The 17,841-nt window shown below is 68.1% G+C and carries 16 protein-coding genes; 8 read left to right on the top strand and 8 right to left on the bottom strand.

Annotated elements, in window-relative coordinates; all coding sequences use genetic code 11:
• Positions 1 to 372, bottom strand: coding sequence for a dihydroneopterin aldolase (locus tag ASE52_RS22480; RefSeq protein WP_057229338.1), 372 nt, complete (start codon positions 370 to 372; stop codon positions 1 to 3).
• Between the two features lie 38 nt (positions 373 to 410).
• Entirely contained in the window at positions 411 to 1,196 is a 786-nt protein-coding gene (locus ASE52_RS22475) for an SDR family oxidoreductase (RefSeq protein WP_057229336.1), read from the bottom strand.
• 15 nt (positions 1,197 to 1,211) lie between these two features.
• On the opposite strand from ASE52_RS22475, the gene ASE52_RS22470 reads away from it, so the two are divergent.
• From ASE52_RS22470 to ASE52_RS22460, 3 genes are all read left to right on the top strand, one after another.
• On the top strand, positions 1,212 to 2,330 hold the full coding sequence (locus ASE52_RS22470; RefSeq protein WP_057229334.1) for an SAM-dependent methyltransferase: 1,119 nt from the start codon (positions 1,212 to 1,214) through the stop codon (positions 2,328 to 2,330).
• A gap of 146 nt (positions 2,331 to 2,476) precedes the next feature.
• Positions 2,477 to 3,451 (top strand): tripartite tricarboxylate transporter substrate binding protein, encoded by a 975-nt coding sequence (locus ASE52_RS22465; protein ID WP_057229332.1) that lies wholly within the window; start codon positions 2,477 to 2,479, stop codon positions 3,449 to 3,451.
• 5 nt (positions 3,452 to 3,456) lie between these two features.
• Positions 3,457 to 5,874 (top strand): hypothetical protein, encoded by a 2,418-nt coding sequence (locus ASE52_RS22460; protein WP_082606989.1) that lies wholly within the window; start codon positions 3,457 to 3,459, stop codon positions 5,872 to 5,874.
• Here the strand turns inward: ASE52_RS22460 and eutC are convergent.
• The 6 genes from eutC to ASE52_RS22430 are packed head-to-tail and all read right to left on the bottom strand — an operon-like array spanning position 5,867 to position 12,631.
• On the bottom strand, positions 5,867 to 6,691 hold the full coding sequence (gene eutC, locus ASE52_RS22455) for an ethanolamine ammonia-lyase subunit EutC (protein WP_057229331.1): 825 nt from the start codon (positions 6,689 to 6,691) through the stop codon (positions 5,867 to 5,869). The two genes, ASE52_RS22460 and eutC, sit on opposite strands and share 8 nt — an antisense overlap.
• Positions 6,688 to 8,082, bottom strand: coding sequence for an ethanolamine ammonia-lyase subunit EutB (locus ASE52_RS22450; RefSeq protein ID WP_057229329.1), 1,395 nt, complete (start codon positions 8,080 to 8,082; stop codon positions 6,688 to 6,690). Before ASE52_RS22450 ends, eutC begins: the two co-directional genes overlap by 4 nt.
• Before the next feature lie 19 nt (positions 8,083 to 8,101).
• Entirely contained in the window at positions 8,102 to 8,878 is a 777-nt protein-coding gene (locus ASE52_RS22445; RefSeq protein WP_057229327.1) for a DeoR/GlpR family DNA-binding transcription regulator, read from the bottom strand.
• 28 nt (positions 8,879 to 8,906) lie between these two features.
• The gene (locus ASE52_RS22440) at positions 8,907 to 10,556 is read right to left on the bottom strand and encodes an ABC transporter permease subunit (RefSeq protein WP_057229325.1); all 1,650 of its coding nucleotides are present in this window, start codon (positions 10,554 to 10,556) and stop codon (positions 8,907 to 8,909) included.
• Complete coding sequence (locus tag ASE52_RS22435) at positions 10,553 to 11,551, bottom strand: ABC transporter ATP-binding protein (protein ID WP_057229323.1); 999 nt, start codon at positions 11,549 to 11,551, stop codon at positions 10,553 to 10,555. Before ASE52_RS22435 ends, ASE52_RS22440 begins: the two co-directional genes overlap by 4 nt.
• Before the next feature lie 54 nt (positions 11,552 to 11,605).
• Positions 11,606 to 12,631 (bottom strand): ABC transporter substrate-binding protein, encoded by a 1,026-nt coding sequence (locus ASE52_RS22430; protein ID WP_082606988.1) that lies wholly within the window; start codon positions 12,629 to 12,631, stop codon positions 11,606 to 11,608.
• Between the two features lie 214 nt (positions 12,632 to 12,845).
• Between ASE52_RS22430 and hisN the strand changes: the two genes are divergently transcribed.
• The 5 genes from hisN (at position 12,846) to ASE52_RS22405 (ending at position 17,754) form a co-directional block, all read left to right on the top strand.
• On the top strand, positions 12,846 to 13,649 hold the full coding sequence (gene hisN / locus ASE52_RS22425) for a histidinol-phosphatase (RefSeq protein ID WP_057229318.1): 804 nt from the start codon (positions 12,846 to 12,848) through the stop codon (positions 13,647 to 13,649).
• Between the two features lie 135 nt (positions 13,650 to 13,784).
• The gene (locus ASE52_RS22420; protein ID WP_057229316.1) at positions 13,785 to 14,711 is read left to right on the top strand and encodes a TauD/TfdA family dioxygenase; all 927 of its coding nucleotides are present in this window, start codon (positions 13,785 to 13,787) and stop codon (positions 14,709 to 14,711) included.
• A gap of 87 nt (positions 14,712 to 14,798) precedes the next feature.
• On the top strand, positions 14,799 to 15,854 hold the full coding sequence (locus ASE52_RS22415; protein ID WP_029413988.1) for an ABC transporter substrate-binding protein: 1,056 nt from the start codon (positions 14,799 to 14,801) through the stop codon (positions 15,852 to 15,854).
• A gap of 14 nt (positions 15,855 to 15,868) precedes the next feature.
• Positions 15,869 to 16,882 (top strand): ABC transporter ATP-binding protein, encoded by a 1,014-nt coding sequence (locus ASE52_RS22410; RefSeq protein WP_057229314.1) that lies wholly within the window; start codon positions 15,869 to 15,871, stop codon positions 16,880 to 16,882.
• Positions 16,879 to 17,754, top strand: a complete 876-nt coding sequence (locus ASE52_RS22405) for an ABC transporter permease (RefSeq protein ID WP_007856529.1) — start codon at positions 16,879 to 16,881, stop codon at positions 17,752 to 17,754. The genes ASE52_RS22410 and ASE52_RS22405 overlap by 4 nt, the downstream gene beginning before the upstream one ends.
• Positions 17,755 to 17,841 lie beyond the last annotated feature (87 nt).

Genomic DNA, 17,841 nt, shown 5'->3' with positions numbered 1-17,841 from the left:
TCACCACTGTCCTGTCTCGATGCGAATGGCCACTTCGCAGTCGTCAAAAATTTCGAGTTTGGCAATCTTCACCCGCACGCCCAGCACGCCGGGCAGCTGCATCAGGCGGTTGGCCAGCTTGCCGATCAGGCTCTCCAGGAGGTTCACATGCTCGGCGGTGCATTCGTCAATGATGATCTGGCGCACACGCCGGTAGTCCAGCACATGGCCGATGTCGTCGTCGCGCGGGGCCAGCGGCTGCACGCCCAGGCTCAGTTCGGCATCGACCTGAATGGGCTGCGGCGCGGTTTTTTCGTGGTCGAGGATGCCCAGGTTGGCGTCAAAGCGCAAACCGGTGAGCGTGAGGATCTGGGTGCCTGCAGCGGTGGTCATGAATAGGTCCTGGATTGAGTGAACGTGTGTGCGTGCGCTCACATCAACGAGAAATCGCGGTCAAACTTCATCAGGTGCTGGCCGCCATCCACCAGCAGGGTGGTGCCGGTGATGGACCGATTTTCCAGCGCAAACTTCACGGTGGCGGCCACATCCTCGGCGGTGGACGAGCGGCCCAGCGGGGAGAGGGCGTGCAGCTGGGCAAACTTGTCGTCGCTGAGCATGTGGCTGGTCAGCGTGAGGCCCGGCGCCACGCCCACCACGCGCACCCGCGGCGCCAGGGCCAGGGCCAGCATGGTGCCAGCGGCTTCGAGCGCGGCCTTGGAGAGCGTGTAGCTCACAAAATCGGGGTTCTGGTTCCAGAGCTTCTGGTCCAGCAGGTTGACCACGGCGCCCTGCGCATCGGCATCGCCCTGGGCCACGCGGTCGGCCACATGCTGGTGCAGGGCCTGGGCCAGCAGCACGGGGGCGGCGGTGTTGCTGCGCAGGTGCTTTTCGAGAGCGGCAAAACCAAAGGTGGCGGCGTTGTCGTGCTCAAACAGCGAAGCGCTGTTGACCACCGCATCCACACGGCCAAAGTGCGCCACCACGCGGGGCAACAGGCCACGCACGGCAGCTTCGTCGTCAAAATCAGCATCAAAATGGGCGCTGGCGCTTTTCAGTCGTGCGCAAGCAGCTACGGTATCGATAGCATCCTGCTGCGATGAGCGATAGTGCACCGCCACCTGCCAGCCGCCCGCTGCCAGGGCCAGCGCAATGCTGCGGCCCAGGCGCTTGGCGGCGCCTGTGACCAGAACGGTGCGTGGATGGGAGGGGGTAGACATGTGGGGTGGGAGACAATGCGGGCCGTGACCCAAAGACCCGACAGTTTAACGACCGCCCTGCACCAGCACATTGCCCGGGCCATTGCCGCCGAGGGCGGATGGCTGGGTTTTGACCGCTTCATGGCCTTGGCCCTGTACACGCCCGGCCTGGGCTACTACGCCAACGATTCCACCAAATTCGGCGCCATGCCCGAGTCGGGCAGCGACTTTGTGACCGCGCCCGAGATGACACCGTTGTTCGGCCAGACGCTGGCCGTGCAGGTGGGCGAGGCCCTGGCGCACACCGGTACCAATGAGGTGTGGGAGTTTGGTGCGGGCTCGGGCGCGCTGGCGCTGCAACTGCTGGACGCCCTGGGCGACCAGGTGCAGCGCTACACCATCGTCGATCTGTCGGGCAGCCTGCGGGCGCGCCAGCAGGCCAAGCTGGTGGCGCATGCCCACAAGCTGCGCTGGGTGGATGCACTGCCCGAAACGTTCAGCGGTGTGGTGGTGGGCAACGAGGTGCTCGATGCGATGCCCGTGCAGCTGCTCGCCCGCCACGGCGGCCAGCAGGGTGGGGTGTGGCACGAGCGCGGCGTGGTGGTGCAAGGCGATGGCAGCTTTGCCTGGGCCGACCGCCCCACCGGCCTGCGCCCGCCCGTGGACATCGAAGGCCCGCAGGACTACCTGACCGAGATCCACGCCCAGGGCGAGGGCTTCGTCCGCACGCTGGCCGACCGGCTCACGCGTGGCGCGGCCTTTTTGCTGGACTATGGTTTTGGCGAAAGCGAGTACTACCACCCCCAGCGCCACATGGGCACCGTGATGTGCCACCAGGGCCATCTGGCCGACGGCGACCCGCTGGTGGCGGTGGGCTTGAAGGACATCACGGCCCACGTCAACTTCACCGCCATGGCGCTGGCCGCGCAGGATGCGGGGCTGCAGGTGCTGGGCTATACCACGCAGGCGCACTTTCTCATCAACTGCGGTTTGCTATCAAAAATGGAGCTGCTGCCGCAAGCACAGCGGGCGACAGCGGCCAAATTGATCATGGAACATGAGATGGGCGAGCTGTTCAAGGTGCTGGCCCTGGGCGCGGGCGAGGCGTGGGAGCCCGTGGGGTTTGTGCGCGGCGACCGGTCGCACCGGCTGTAGCCGCCAGGCGTGCGCCACGCCGCGTTGTCCTGCCATATCTGTTCGGCGCATAAGGGTCTGCGAGAAACTTCGTTGGTGGACAGCGGGGTGCTGCCTACGCTCGGTGGCTTCTTGCTTCCACGGCCGGTGCTCCACCGGCGTCCGCCATGCGCGCTTTGTTCCGCCCCCTCCTGCCGCTGTGCCTGCTGGCCAGCGCCGTGGTTTTCACACCGGCCTACGCCGATGGCTACCCCAACAAACCCATCCGCGTGCTGGTGCACAACACGCCGGGCAGTGCCCTCGATGTGGTGACGCGGCGTGTGGGCGCCCGCCTGGCAGAAAACCTGGGCCAGCCGGTGGTGGTGGACAACCGCGCTGGTGCGGGCGGCGTGATTGCCGTGGATGCCGTGGCCAAGGCGGCACCCGACGGCTACACCCTGCTCGCAGGGGCCGATGGCCCCATCACCATCCTGCCCACGCTCTCGGCCAGCCTGCCCTACGACCCCCGACGTGATCTCGTGCCCGTGGTGTCCCTGGGCGAGACGGACTTTTTGCTGGTGGCCCACCCCAAAACAGGCTTCAAGACCGTGGCCGACCTGGTGCGCGCCGCCAAGGCCCGCCCGGGCCAGTACAACTACGCCTCTGCGGGCAACGGCAGCCCCCAGCACTTTGCGGCCGAGCTGCTCAAGCAGCAGGCCGGCATCTACGTCACACACATTCCCTACCGGGGTGGCCCGGTGGGCCTGGCCGACGTGGTGGCGGGGCAGGTGGATGTGATGTTCATCGCCGTGGGCCCCGCGCTGGCCCACGTGCAGGCGGGGCGCCTGGTGGCCCTGGCCAGCGGCGGGGAGGCCCGCCACCCGCTGCTGCCGGCCGTGCCGACCCTGGAGGAAACCTACCCCGGCCTGCGCGCTGGAACCTGGTTCGGGCTGTTTGCCCCCGCAGCCACACCGCCCGCCGTGCTGGAAGCCATGGGCGCCGAGGTGGCCCGTGTGCTGGCCGAGCCCAAGGTGCGCAGCGATCTGGCCGCACAGGGCATCCGGGCCACCGGCTACGCGCAGGGCCGCTTCACGGCGTTTGTGGGCCAGGAGACGCGCAAGTACGCCGCGCTGGTCAAGTCCGCCGGCATCCGGGTGGAGTAACTGGCATGAGTGCATTGCTTCCAGTCCACCCCTTTCCTGCCCTGCAGCACGACCCCGCGATCCCCGCCGCCGGGCTGCACCACGCGCCCGCTGGCCTGTACGCCCACAGCAAGGCGCAGCCGTTCATTGGCCGCGTCGCCTGCCACACCACCGCCGTCGAGGCGGGCAGCTGGCAGGAAATCATCCTGGACTTCGAGGTCGGCGCTTCCGGCGTGGCCGACGGCGCATGTATCAAGGCCACGTTCAAGTTCTATTCGGACTGGGCCTTGTTCCAGACCAGCGACCCCAGCGGCGCCAACTTCATCAGCGCCGAATACCAGGCCGGCCCTCTGCTGCCGGGCCAGAGCCCCGCGTCGGTGCAGTCCCTGGCCGTGCGGTTTGACCAGAAAGGCCATGAGCGGCCCTACCAGAAGGCCGTGATCGTGGACGTGGTGGACGGCTACCTCAACGCTGGGGACCACATCATCATTCGCCTGGGCGACCGGCGCCGGGGCGGCCCGGGCACGCGCGTGCAGACCTTTGTGGAAGACGCCTTCCATGTGCGCTTCTACGTGGACCCGCTGGGCACCTCGCGGTTCGTGGCGGTGCCCGACGACGTGGTGCTGCGTGTCGCGCACGGCCCCGCGTCGCAGCTCTTTTTGAACGCGCCGCGTTATGCGCAGCCGGGCCAGCCGCTGCCGCTGCGCGTGTCGGCGCTGGACCGCTGGGGCAACATCGTGCGCGACTGGCCGCAGCCCCTGCAGGTGCGGGTGCTGCAGGCCGGCGCCATGGTGCAGGAGGCGCCGCTCGCCTTTGCCGCCGACGGCTGGGCCAGCACCGGCTTGGCGGGCGAGCAGGCGCTGCGCCTGCCCGAGGGGCACTACGAGATCGAGGCCCACCTGCCCGGCGCACCCCAGGTGCCGGCCGCGCGGTTTGCGGTGGATGTGTCTGCCGCCTTCCCCACCGCACGGCCCTTCTACGCCGACCTGCACGTGCATGCCCACGACACCGTGGGCACCAACAGCCCGGGCTACAACGCGGCCTACGCCCGCGAGATCGGCGGCGTGGACATCTTTGGCTACACGGCCAACGACTTCCAGATCACCGACCACAACTGGCGCGTGGGTCTGGAGGCCGTGCAGGCGGCCAACGTGCCGGGCGAGTTCGTGGCCTATGCGGTGCAGGAATGGTGCGGCAGCTCCACGGCCGGTGGCGACCACAACGTGGTGTTCCTGGGCGATGCCACGCCAGGCTTTCCGCACAACGAACGCGGCGAACACAACCGCACCTTTGTGTGGAACGAGGACATGAAAGGCACGGGCGTGAGCCTGGGCCGCTGGCCGGTGCAGGAGCTGTGGGCCGCGTACGCGGACGATGCGGAAAACCACCTCGTCATGCCCCATGTGGGCGGGCGCCGCTACATCCCCGACTGGCACCACCCGGGCCTCGAACGCCTGGTGGAAATCGCCTCCACCTGGGGGCATTTCGGCTGGCTTTACCAGGACGTGATCCGGCGCGGCTACCAGCTGGGCGTGGCCGCCAGCAGCGATGAGCACCGGGGGCGCCCCGGCGGGGGGGCGCCGGGGGTGCAGGTGTTTGGCGTGCACGGTGGGCTCACCGGCGTATTGGCCGACCAGCTGGACCGCGCCAGCGTAGGCCGTGCCCTGCGCGCGCGCCATACCTGGGCCACCACGGGGGAGCACGCTGCGGTCATCACCCGTGTAGGGCCGCACCGCCAGGGCGATGCGTTCGACTGGCAGGGCGAGGCCCCGGTGGAATACCAGTTCCTGGGCCAGAGCGGCTGGGAATACCTGGCCGCCTACGACCACACGGGCCGCATCTGGGAGCGCGACCTGCACCGCGAGCTGGGCTACTCGGAGCGGCGCATCCGCCTGCGCTGGGGCGGTGCACGCATCCCCGACCGCTACCGCTGGGCCGCATGGCAGGGGCGCATTCAGGTGCTGGGCGGCACGGTGCTGGGCTTTCGCAGCCATGGCTTCGAGCATGCCGAAGAATCGGCCTGGCGCGCAGGGCCCACGGAACTGGGTTTTCGCAGCGACACCTATGGCGACGCCGACAGCATCGAGATCGAGGTCAGCCAGCTGGCGGATCTGCGCATCGTGGTGAGCGGCACCATCGACAGCTTCATCAAGGTGGGTGATCCGCTGCAGCGCAACCCGTTCGTGCACCGCCCAGACTTCCACTGGGAGGTCTCCGGGGCCGAGCTGGTGCAAGCGGGGCGCCTGCAGCTCGATCTGGGCGGCACGGAACTCTTTGTGGCGCTGGAGCGCCTGACCGACGTGCCCCTGCCGCAGTCGGTGGAGGGTGTGGTGCCGGTGTCGCCCGAAAACGCCGCCTTTGGCTTTCGGCCGGTGTACTTCCACGGGCGCCAGCGCGACGACAGCAAGGCGTGGTCATCGGCGCATTTCATCCACTTCACGTAACCGGATAGCTGCCCGGTGCGCCCAGCGTGCCAGGAACGTCCGCTGTCGGGATCGTCACCGCATCACTGCGGTCCTTCAGGCCCACGCCCGTCAGGGCAAGGCGCCGGGCCTCCCGGCACAGCCACCATAGGCGTGCTGCGGCAGCCGACGGCGCCAGCCCCTCGGCCCGCACGTTGGAGATGCAGTTGCGCTCGGCGTCGCTGCGGCCCACCTGCGGGTGCCAGGTGAGGTAGATGCCCAGGCTGTCGGGCGAGCTCAGGCCCGGGCGTTCGCCGATCAGCACCGCGACCATGCGTGCGCCCAGCAGCGCGCCCACCTCGTCGCCCAGTGCCACGCGGGCCTGGGTGGCGACGACCACCGGGCCGATCTGCCAGCCCTGCGGCGCGGTGCGCACGATGGTTTCCACGAGGGGCACGGTGTTGCGTTCGACGGCCAGGGACGAGAGCCCGTCGGCCACGACCACAAGCAGGTCGCAGTGTGTGTGGCCATGCCCCAGGCCGCGCAGCCGCTCCACATCCGCATCGCCAAGCCGTCGGCCGAGGTCGGGCCGCAGCAGGTAGGTGGCGCGGTCGGGCGCGGCGCTGGCGACCTGCAGCGTGCTGCAGCCCAACTCCCTGAGTTGCGCCGCCAGCGCGTCCGCGTCGAGCTGCAGGTGCACGGCATCGCGCGCCTGGGCGTGGGCCAGGCCAAAGCTGAGCAGCTCGCGCGTGGGGACGGCCGTGCCCGCGCGGCCCAGCGCCAGCCGCGCGGCGGTGTGGGCGCGCAGGTCATCCCAGGGGTCGGGTAAAGGGCCGGTGATAGGGGTTGACTCGCTCATCTCTGCATCCCGATCTGCCGCAGCTGCGCAATGGCGGCCTGCTGCTGCGCGGCGGGCAGCAGCCGGCCCGTGCCATCGGCCAGGTGCATGCGCTGCAGCCAGGCCTCGAATTCGGGCGCGCGCTGGAGGCCCAGCACCTCGCGCAGGTACAGCGCGTCGTGGAACGAGGTGCTCTGGTAGTTGAGCATGATGTCGTCGGCGCCCGGCACGCCCATGATGAAGGTCAGTCCCGCCACGCCCAGCAGCGTCATCAGTGTGTCCATGTCGTCCGAATCGGCCTCGGCATGGTTGGTGTAGCAGACGTCGCAGCCCAGCGGCACGCCCAGCAGCTTGCCGCAGAAATGGTCTTCCAGGCCGGCGCGGATGATCTGCTTGCCGTCGTACAAATACTCGGGCCCGATGAAGCCGACCACCGTGTTGGTGAGCAGCGGCGAGAACGCACGCGCTACGCCGTAGGCCCGGGCCTCGCAGGTCTGCTGGTCCACGCCATGGTGGGCGTTGGCCGACAGCGCGCTGCCCTGGCCGGTCTCGAAATACATCACGTTGTCGCCCAGCGTGCCCCGCTTCAGGGACAGGGCGGCCTGGCGCGCCTCGTGCAACAAGGCCAGGTTCACGCCGAAGCCGGCGTTGGCTTTTTCGGTGCCGGCGATGGACTGGAACACCAGGTCCACCGGCGCGCCCTGCTCGATCATCTGCACCGTGTTCGTCACGTGCGTGAGCACACACGACTGCGTGGGGATCTGCAGCTTGGTGATGACTTCGTCCAGCATGTGCACCAGCCCCGTGAGGGCAGCAATGCTGTCCGTGGCCGGGTTGATGCCGATCACCGCGTCGCCCGCGCCGTACAGCAGGCCATCGACCATCGACGCCGCGATGCCGCGCAGGTCGTCCGTGGGGTGGTTGGGCTGCAGGCGCACGGCCAGGTGGCCGGGCAGACCGAGGGTGTTGCGAAAGCGCGTGACCACCCGGCAGTTGCGCGCCACGGCAATCAGGTCCTGGTTGCGCATGAGCTTGCTCACGGCGGCCGCCATCTCGGGCGTCAGGCCCGGTGCCACGGCGGTCAGGGCGGCCGTGTCTGCGGCCAATAGCCAGTCACGCAGCCCGCCCACGGTGAGGTGGGCGATGGGCGCAAACGCCATCGCGTCGTGTGTGTCGATGATGAGGCGCGTGACCTCATCGACCTCGTAGGGCACCAGCGCCTCGTTCAGGAAGCGCGCCAGCGGCACATCGGCCAGACACATGCGCGCGGCCATGCGCTCCACCGCCGAGCCGGCCGCAATGCCGGCCAGCACGTCGCCCGAGCGCGCAGGCGTGGCCTTGGCCATCACCTCGCGCAGGTCGCCAAACGACCAGCGCTGGCCGCTGACGGTGTGGTGGTAGGTGGCTGGCATGCGCAAGGGCCCGGGGAGATCAGGCAATGATGACGCGGCCGCCCGCCGCTTGCAATGCCGACAGGCCCGGCAGCGCGCGCGCTCCGGTGTCGGTGATGATGGTGTCGATGTCGGGCAGGCCGGCGTACACCACGCGGCTGGCCTGGCCGATCTTGCTGTGGTCTGCCAGCACGATCAGGCGCTGAGCCTGGCCTGCCATGGCGCGGGCCACCGCAGCTTCGCGGTGCTCGAAGCTGGTGGCACCGTGCTGGCCGTGGACGCCCACGGGCGAGAGCAGCGCCACGTCGGCCCGGTAGCGGTGGATTTCTGCCACCGTGGTGTCGCCATGGGTGGCCTGCACCTCGGGATCGGTGCGTCCGCCCAGCAGGATCACCTCGTTGCGCGCCGCCCGTCCGGCATCGGCCCCGGCCAGCTTGAGGGCCACGTTGAGCCCGTTGGTCACCACCGTCATTCCGGACAAGGCCGACAGCTCCTCGGCCAGGATGGTGGTGGTGCTGCCGGCATCCAGAAACAGCGTCTGGCCAGGTTGCAACTGCTGCAGCGCGGCGCGGGCGATGGCGCGCTTTTCGCGCTCGCGCACGGCCTGGCGCACGGAAAGCGGCGGCTCGGGCTCGGGGCCCGGAGCCACCACACCGCCGTGCACGCGGCGCAGCACGCCCTGGGCCTCCAGTTCGAGGATGTCGCGCCGCACGGTCTCGCGCGATACGCCGAGCTCTTGCGCGATGCGCTCGGAGCCCACGCGCGACAGCGTCGACAGCAGTGTGCGAATGCGTATGAATCGTTCTTCCTGCAGCATGTCCTTCAGGTCCTGTCGTGTACGTTCTTCATGGGGTGGGCCGACGCTTGCGCGCCAGCAGGTGCAGTGCCAGTGCCAGCGATCCCACCACCGCCATGATGCAGGTCGAGAAGGCCGCGGCCTGCGAGGTGAAGCCGGCCTCGTCCAGCCGCATCACCGTGACCGCACCCATGGGCAGCGACGGGGTGATCAGGAAGATCACGGCCGACAGGGTCACCATGGAGCGCATGAACAGGAACACCAGCACCGCCAGCAGCGTGGGCATGAGGGCGGGCAGCACCACATCGCGCAGCACGCGCCAGGTGCCGCCGCCCAGCACGGTGGTGGCGTCCTCCAGCGTGGCGGGCACGTTGCGCATGCCGGTCATCATGGTCACGAAGCCTTGCGTGTGATAGTGATAGTAGTTGCACAGCGCGAGCAGAATGGCCGTGCCGTACAAGAGGCCCCAGGGCATGCCGCCCGCGTTGAAGGTGAACACGTAGGCCAGCCCCAGCACCAGCCCTGGCACGCCCACCGGCAAGGCCGAGAGCAAAGTGGCCGTGCGTGCCGCCGGCCCGGGCAGGCGGCGTATGCCAAAGCACAGCAGGAACAGCAGGGCGGTGCCGATGCTGGCGGCCAGGGCCGATACCCAGAGCGAGGTCCACAGCGGCGCATAGCCGCCCGCAATGGTGATGTCGTAGTGCTTGAGCGACAGGTCCAGCCGGTAGGGCCACAGGCGGATGAAGCTGGCCAGCACGACGGTGGCCACCACGGCCACGATGGAACCGGCAATGACCAGGTTGGCGAAGAAGAACGCGGTGTCGCGGCCGGGCCGGCGTGTGGGTGTGGGCGGCAGGGCCGATTCTGCCCCGGCGCCCGCGCGCCGTGCCGCAAAGCGCTCGATGAAGATCGACAGCGCCGCAGGCGCCAGCAGCAGCAGGCCGACCACCGCCCCCATGCCGAACTTCATCTGTCCGCTGACCTGGTTGTAGATCTCGGTGGCCAGCACGGGGAAGTTGCCGCCGATCACCACGGCGTTGCCGAAATCGGTGATGGTGATGGTGAATACCACGAAGGCAGCGCTCAGCAGGCCGTAGCGCGCCTGCGGCAGCGTGATGTCGCGGAACTGGCGCCACGGCGTGGCCCCCAGCACCTCGGCGGCGTCGTGCTGGCGCGCGTCGCCCTGGCGAAGTGCCGTGCGCACGATCAGCACCGCCTGGGGCAGGGCGTACAGCACATCGGCAATCAGCAGGCCCCAGAAGCCGTAAATCTCAGGCCGCACTCCGAGCATCTTGCCGACGATGCCGTTGCGCCCCAGCAGGAAGATCAGCCCCAGGCCCAGCACCAGCGAAGGGGCCAGCATGGGCAGCGCCAGCGCCATGCCCACGAAGTTGCGCCCCGGCATGCAGGTGCGCTCCATCCCGTACGCCACCACGAAGGCCAGCAGCAGCGTGACGGCCGTGGTCACCGCACCCAGCAGCAGGCTGTTGGAGAGGGCGCGCCACACGCCCGGCGTGTCCAGCAACGCAGCGTAGTTGCCCCAGCCGATGCCGCCGCTGTCCTGCACGACGCTGCGCCAGGCGATGGACAGCATGGGAATGCCGAAGAACAGCACCAGCGCCGCCAGCGGCAGCCACAGGCAGGCGCGCAGCAGCCAGCGTTCGCCTGCACTCATGGGGGGCAGGGCAGCGCTGCTCATGCCTGCACCCAGGCGCAGTCGTCGGCGTTCAGGCCCAGGGCCACGGCATCGCCGGGCTGAAGCGGCTGGGCGCTGCTGGTTTCCACCAGCAGATCGAGTTCTTGCCAGCGCACTTGTACGCGCTGGATGCTGCCCAGGAAGGTGGTGCCGAGCACGCGCCCGGGCGCGTCGGCGCGCGCCTCGATGCGCAAGCGCTCGGGCCGCACGCACAGCAGGGCCACGCCATCGGGTGCCGAGCCGGGTAGTGCGGGCTGCAGCGTCTGCGCCTGCGCCGGGGTGAGCAGGTTGCTGTGCCCCATGAAGTTGGCGACGAAGCGGGTGCGCGGGCGCAGGTACAGCTCCTGCGGCGTACCGGCCTGCTCGATGCGGCCCTGGTGCATGCAGACCACACGGTCGGCCATGGCCATGGCCTCCTCCTGGTCGTGGGTGACCATGATGGTCGGGATACCCAGGCGCCGCTGCACTTCGCGCAACTCATGACGCAGGTCGGCACGCACGCGCGCGTCCAGCGCCGACAGGGGCTCGTCGAGCAGGAGCAGCGAGGGGTTGACCGCCAGCGCGCGTGCGATGGCCACGCGCTGCTGCTGGCCGCCCGAGAGCTGTGCCGGGTAGCGCTGGCCGAAATCGGCCAGCTTCACGGTATCCAGCAGCTCCGCTACCCTGGCCTTCACTTGCGCGGCAGGCGTGTGGCGGATGGCCAGGCCGTAGCCCACGTTCTGTGCCACTGTCATGTGCGGGAACAAAGAGTACGACTGGAACACGATGCCAAAGCCGCGCTCGCGCGCCGGCAATGTGGCCAGGTTGCGCTCGCCCAGCGTGATGGCGCCACCGTCCGCCGGCAGCAGCCCGGCCACGATGCGCAGCAGCGTGGTCTTGCCGCAGCCGCTGGGGCCCAGCAGGCACACGAACTCGGCGCTGCCCACGGTAAGCGTGATGCGTTCGAGCGCCACCTGGCCCTCGAAACTCTTGTGCAGGTCGATGATCTGCAGGGACATGGTGGTGCGCGCGCCTTCTGGTTCGGGGGTGGTCGTCGAAACGGTGCTCGTGGCTCAGCGGCCGATGGTCTTTTGCCAGGTCGAGAGGATGGTGTCGCGGTCCTTGGCCGACTTGGCGAAATCCATCGGGTACAGGGTCTTGGACAGGTCCGCCGGCAGGCCGGCTGCCTTGGCCGCCTTGGACTGGGGCGCGCCGGGGATGGTCACGATTTCCTTGTACTTGGTGTACAGCGCTGCGGCGCCGGGCGACAGCGTCCAGTCGAGAAAGCGCTTGGCATCGGCCTTGTTCTTCGAGGCTGCCATGAGGCCCGAGGCTTCGAGCTCATAGCCCGCTCCGTCGGTCGGGATGACCATCTTCAGCGGGAAGCCTTCTTCCACCGACTGCATGGCCGCGAACGCCAGCGAGGTGCCGATGGCGAACTCGCCCGCCCGCGCGGCCTTGCAGGGGCGCGAGCCCGACTTGATGTACTGGGCCACGTTGCCGTCCAGCGCCTTGAGGAACTTCCAGCCTTCGTCCGTGCCCTTGGACTGCAGCAGCGCCGCGATCTGCAGGTAGCCCGTGCCCGACGACACCGGGTTGGGCATGACCACCTCGCCCTTGTAGACGGGGTTGGTCAGGTCCTTCCACGACTGGGGCATGGGCAGGTTCTTGGCCTTGAGCACTTCGGTGTTCACGCAGAAGGCGGCCATGTAGCCGGTGGTGGTGAACCACTTGCCGTCGGCCGCCTTGTCCTTGGCGGCCAGCTTGTCGCTGCCTTTGGCCGCGTAGGGCTCCAGCAGTGCCGTGATGCGCGGATCAAGGGTGTTGGTGAGCGCCCAGCCCCAGATCACGTCGTGCTGCGGGTTGCTGGCCTCGGCCAGGATGCGCGCTCCCAGGTCGCCGGTGGACAGGCGCAGCACCTTCACGTCCACGTCGGGCATGTCCTTCTTGGCGGCGGCGACGTATTCCTTGATTTCGTCTTCTTCGAGGGCGGTGTAGGCGGTGACGGTGCCTGCATGTACTGCCGGCAGGCCGCTGGCGAGCACGCCGCACAGCGCAAGAAACCGCAAGGCCGAAAGAGCGGGGGAGTGGGTCAGCATGAATTTCTCCAGAACGGTGCGTTGCAAGAAGTTGGGGCGGCGGGCCGCAGGACTCTCACCATGTTTGTGCGTTTTATTGCACTTGTGCTAATTATTGTTTTTGCACGAAAATACACAAGCACTAAATATGCCAACCGCTGGGTCCTTCGCGCTGCGTGCCGAGGTCCGCCGATGGGCTCCGTCCAACCTCCATTGCCCTGACCGGCCTATTCCCATGAACAGCACCACCCCTTCCCCTGCCGTCCTCGGCGGAGCCTCGTTCGTGCCCATCGCGCTGGCGATGGCGGATGCGGCGCGCGCTCCGTCGATGCGCTACTTCCGCACGCCCCTGGACGTGCTCACCAAATCGGACGAAAGCCCCGTGACCGTGGCAGACCGCGAAACCGAGGCCGCCATGCGTGCCGTGCTGCACGCACAGTGCCCGGACCACGGCATCCTGGGCGAGGAGCATGGCCGCGAGCGGCTGGAGGCGCCCCATCTGTGGGTGATCGACCCTATCGACGGCACCAAGAGTTTCATCACCGGCTCCCCGCTGTGGGGCACGCTGGTGGCCTTGCTGCACGAGGGCCGGCCGTTGCTGGGCCTGATGGACATGCCGGCGCTGGGCGAGCGCTGGGTGGGCGTGGCCGGCGAGGGCACGCAATGCAACGGCCACACGGTGCGCGCAAGCACCTGCCAGGCACTGGCGCAGGCGCGCATCTACACCACCTCGCCCGATGCCTTCGCGGCCGACGAATGGCGCCGCTTCGATGCGCTGAGCCGCGAATGTGCGCTGCGGCGGTTCGGGGGCGACTGCTATTCGTACGCCCAGCTTGCGGCCGGGCATGTGGACCTGGTGGTCGAGGCGGGCCTGCAGCCTTACGACTACCTCTCGCTGGTGTGCCTGGTTGAAGGGGCCGGCGGCTGCATCACCGATTGGCAGGGCCGTGCGCTCTCGGTCGACTCGGACGGCAGGGTGGTGGCGGCTGCCACCCCGGCGCTGCACGCGCTGGCGCTCCAGCGCCTGCAGGGTGCTTGAAGGGGGCGCAAGGCGGCCGATGCTTAGCTGTTTTGGTTGTTAATAACTGAGAAAACATTCGTTCCCAGAATAAGCGGCGCGACCTAGAGTGAAGGTCTCAGGGGCACATATGCCCAGATTCCCCACGAGGTTCCCATGTCGGCCGTCCTTTCACCCGCTTCCCATCCCCTGTCCGCCGTTGCCGGCGACGCGCCGCCGCAAGGTCTGGTGATCCGCACCGTGGCAGGTGCTGCCGGCCCGCTGGGCGCCGAGGTGCTGGGCCTGGACTTGGCGCGCCCGCTGGGCCGGGAGGACTTCGCGCGCATCCACCGCGCGCACCTGGACCACCATGTGCTGGTGTTCCGCGACCAGCGCATCACGCCGCGCCAGCACATCGATTTCAGCCGCCTGTTCGGGCCGCTGCAGATCCACGTGCTCAAGAACTTCCAGCTCGCGGACCATCCTGAAATCCTGATCGTCTCCAACATCAAGGACGCAGCTGGCCAGCCCATCGGCCTGGGCGACGCGGGCCACTACTGGCATTCGGACCTGTCGTACAAGGACAAGCCCAGCCTGGGTTCGCTGCTGCACGCACAGGAGCTGCCGGGCGAAGGCGGCGACACCCTGTTCGCCGACCAGCATGCTGCCTACGATGCGCTGCCCGAAGATCTGAAGACCCGCATCGCGCCGCTCAAGGCCGAGCACAGCTACCTGGCCAAGTACGAGGAACTGCGCGCTCGCAGCCCCTGGCGTCCCAAGCTGACCCAGGCGCAGATCGATGAGGTGGCGCCTTCCATCCACCCCGTGGTGCGCATCCATCCTGAGACGGGGCGCAAGGCGCTGTTCGTGAGCGAGCACTTCACCACCCGCATCGTGGGCCTGCCCGAGGACGAAAGCCAAGCCTTGCTGGCCGAGCTGTTCGCTGCCAGCGTGCGCCCCGAGTTCACCTACCGCCACCAGTGGCAGCCGCACGACCTGGTGTTCTGGGACAACCGGTCTGTCATGCACCTCGCTGCGGGCACGCCAGACACCGAACGCCGCAAGCTCTACCGCACCACCATCGAAGGCAACCTGCCTTTCTGAGTTCGCTCTGTTTTTGATAGCTTGAAGCGCTTATCAAATAAGCGCTGGGGCGATTTTTTGCTTGTTTTTTTGATCTGAAAGATAGTCATGACCTCTCCAACCCGCCACTTTTTTGACCGCAGGACCTTGGGCCGCAAGACCGCCGGATGGCTCACGGCCACGGGCCTTGTGCTGACAAGCCTCGGTCTTTCTGCCCCGGCCTACGCGGCCGAAGGGCAGCTGCGCATCGCGCAGCAGTTCGGCATCGTCTACCTGCTGCTCAACGTGGCGCAGGAGAACAAGCTGATCGAGAAGCACGGCAAGGCCGCGGGTGTGGACATCAAGGTCGAGTTCCTGCAACTGTCGGGCGGCTCGGCCGTCAACGATGCACTGCTGTCGGGCAACATCGACATCGCCGGTGCCGGCGTGGGCCCGCTGTTCACGCTGTGGGACCGCACCAAGGGCCGCCAGAACGTCAAGGGCGTGGCCTCGCTGGGCAACTTTCCCTACTACCTGGTGAGCAACAACCCGGCCGTGAAGACCATTGCCGACTTCACCGACAAGGACCGCATCGCGCTGCCGGCCGTCGGTGTGTCGGTGCAGTCGCGCGTGCTGCAGATGGCCTCGGCCAAGCTCTGGGGCGACAAGGAGTTCAACCGCCTGGACAAGAACCAGGTGGCCTTGCCGCACCCCGACGCGGCGGCCGCCATCATCAAGGGCGGCACCGAGATCACCGGCCACTTCGGCAACCCGCCTTTCCAGGAGCAGGAACTGGCCGGCAACCCCAAGGCAAAGATCGTCCTCAACTCGTACGACGTTCTGGGCGGCCCGGCATCGGCCACCGTGCTCTACGCCACCGAGAAATTCCGCGCCGAGAGCCCCAAGACCTACAAGGCCTTCGTCGATGCGCTCGATGAAGCCGCGAAATTCGTCGCCGCCAACCCCGAGAAGGCGGCCGACATCTACCTCAAGGTATCGGGCGGCAACACCGACCGGGGCCTGCTGCTCAAGATCATCCAGAACCCCGAGGTGCAGTTCAAGGTGCGCCCCGAGAACACGCTGGGCATGGGCCAGTTCCTGCACCGCGTGGGCGCCATCAAGAACCAGCCGACCGCGCTCAAGGACTACTTCTTTGAAGACGCGCTCACGGCGTCTGGCAACTGAGTGAGCCTCCTGGCATGAGCGAGCACACCATCCGCCTGGGGCCCTTTTCACCCCCGCTGCAGAGCGAACGCACGGCGCTGGAGGACGAGGCACTGGGCCTGACCGTGGGCGAGAGCCGTGCCGCTGCCGTGCCAGTCCCTGCCGATACCGCGTTGCTACAGGTGCAGGGCGTGAGCATTGACTACCGCACGCGCGAGCGCGTGGTACGCGCCACGCACCGCGTGGGCTTCGACGTGCATAAAGGCGACCGCTTCGTGCTGCTCGGGGCCTCGGGCTGCGGCAAATCCACGCTGCTCAAATCCATTGCTGGATTCATTGCTCCGAGCGAGGGCCAGATCCTGCTCAACGGCCGTGCCGTCACGCGGCCCGGGCCCGACCGGGTGGTGGTGTTCCAGGAGTTCGACCAGCTACCGCCGTGGAAGACCGTGCGCGACAACGTGATGTTTCCGCTGCTGGCCTCGCGCAGCGTGGGCCGCAAGGAGGCCGCCGAACGTGCGGCGCTCTACATCGACAAGGTGGGTCTCACGAAGTTCGCCGACGTGCACCCGCACCAGCTGTCGGGCGGCATGAAGCAGCGCGTGGCCATTGCGCGCGCGCTGGCCATGCAGCCCCAGGTGCTGCTGATGGACGAACCCTTCGCCGCGCTCGACGCCCTCACGCGCCGGCGCATGCAGGAAGAACTGCTCTCGCTGTGGGACGAGTTCCGCTTCACGCTGATCTTCGTCACGCACTCCATCGAGGAGGCGCTGGTGGTGGGCAACCGCATCGCAATCCTCTCGCCGCATCCGGGGCGGCTGCGCGCCGAGGTCAACAGCCACCAATTCGGGCTGCACAGCCTGGGCGGTACCGAATTCCAGGCCACGGCCCAGCGCATCCACCGGCTGCTGTTCGACGAGCCCGCCGCCGGCGCGGTGCCAGGATCGGTGCAGGCCGATGCCGAGGCCCTGGCGCCCAGCCGCCAAGGTGGCGTGCCGCTCATCCTCCCCCAGCGGCCCGCGGGCGCGCTGCCTTTCCAGATTTCCGTATGAGCGCCTCCCTGCTGACCCCTCCCGTGCGTCCCGAGTTCGAGCGCAGCCTGGAGCCGCTGGGCGGTATCGCTCCCGTGCAACCCTTGCCGCTGGCCGCGCGCATCTGGCAGCAGGCCTGGGTGCGCAAGCTCGTGATCCTGGCGGTGCTGGCCGTGCTGTGGGAGGTGGTGGCGCGCTGGCAGGACAACGACCTGCTGCTGCCCACCTTCCTGCAGACCGCCAAGGCATTGGTGGAGGGCCTGGCCTCGGGCGAGCTGATCGCCAAGACGGCGATCTCGCTGTCGGTGCTGCTCAAGGGCTATCTTGCTGGCATCTTCGGGGCCTTCGTGCTCACCACGCTGGCCGTGTCCACCCAGTTCGGGCGCGACCTGCTGTCCACGCTGACCTCCATGTTCAACCCCCTGCCCGCCATCGCGCTGTTGCCGCTGGCGCTGCTGTGGTTCGGCCTGGGGCAGGGCAGCCTGGTGTTCGTGCTCATCCATTCGGTGCTGTGGCCGCTGGCGCTCAACACCTATGCGGGTTTTCAGTCCGTGCCCGAGACGCTGCGCATGGCTGGCCGCAACTACGGCCTCACCGGCATCCGCTACGTGCTGCAGATCCTGGTGCCGGCCGCGCTGCCGTCCATCCTGTCGGGCCTGAAGATCGGCTGGGCCTTTGCCTGGCGCACGCTGATCGCGGCCGAGCTGGTGTTCGGCGCGTCGTCGGGCAAGGGGGGCCTGGGCTGGTACATCTTCCAGAACCGCAACGAGCTCTACACCGACAAGGTGTTCGCGGGCCTGGTGCTGGTGATCCTGATCGGCCTGGCGGTGGAGAGCCTGGGCTTTCACACGCTGGAGCGGCTCACCGTGCGCCGCTGGGGCGTCCAGCGCTGAAAGAACGAAGGCCCCTGATTCGTTTGTGAGGCTTCCTTCCTCAAGGGGGAAGACCCCAGTGCGGCAGCGCTGCGCCTGCATGTGCGT

Source organism: Acidovorax sp. Root275, from assembly GCF_001428965.1.
In the GTDB taxonomy this organism is placed as follows: domain Bacteria; phylum Pseudomonadota; class Gammaproteobacteria; order Burkholderiales; family Burkholderiaceae_C; genus Acidovorax; species Acidovorax radicis.
This window is presented reverse-complemented; position numbering and strand designations above follow the sequence as displayed.